Annotated in this window: 1 protein-coding gene; it reads right to left on the bottom strand. The window is 33.3% G+C overall.

The features are described from left to right. A partial coding sequence (locus DW269_RS12315; RefSeq protein ID WP_147321713.1) for a transposase occupies positions 1–320 on the bottom strand: 320 nt, incomplete at its 3' end. Positions 321–477: the final 157 nt, after the last annotated feature.

Here is a 477-nt window from a genome sequence, read left to right on the forward strand (position 1 = left end):
GCATCTCTTCTATCATTCTTCACTACTTTATTTTTTGCAGAACGATGCATAGTTGATGGTGCAAGAATATCACATTCGATACCTTTTGCAGCTAACTGCCAGTAAAGAGAATAGCCAAGGCATCCTGCTTCATAGCCTGTCTTGATCTGAACATCATCACTGTCAACTGATTTCTTGGCGTTCTCAATGAACTTGATGATAAGACTTACATCTGCAGGAATCTTAGTTTCACCAATAATCTCACCAGTTTCTTTCAATAATGCACATAAACTATATGTCTTCTTATGGACATCCATTCCAATATAAATTATACTTTTCATAGTGACCTCCTATTGTCGTTATGGTAACAACTCACTTTTTGTTTTCTATTCTTATTATGAGTTTAAATCCACGTTTTGACAACTAGGAGGTCATTTCATATTATCTATATTATTTGGCGCTTACTAATTAATAAATAGATATTATGTTTTTATTCTG

The organism is Catenibacterium sp. AM22-6LB (assembly GCF_003435615.1).
In the GTDB taxonomy this organism is placed as follows: domain Bacteria; phylum Bacillota_I; class Bacilli_A; order Erysipelotrichales; family Coprobacillaceae; genus Catenibacterium; species Catenibacterium mitsuoka_A.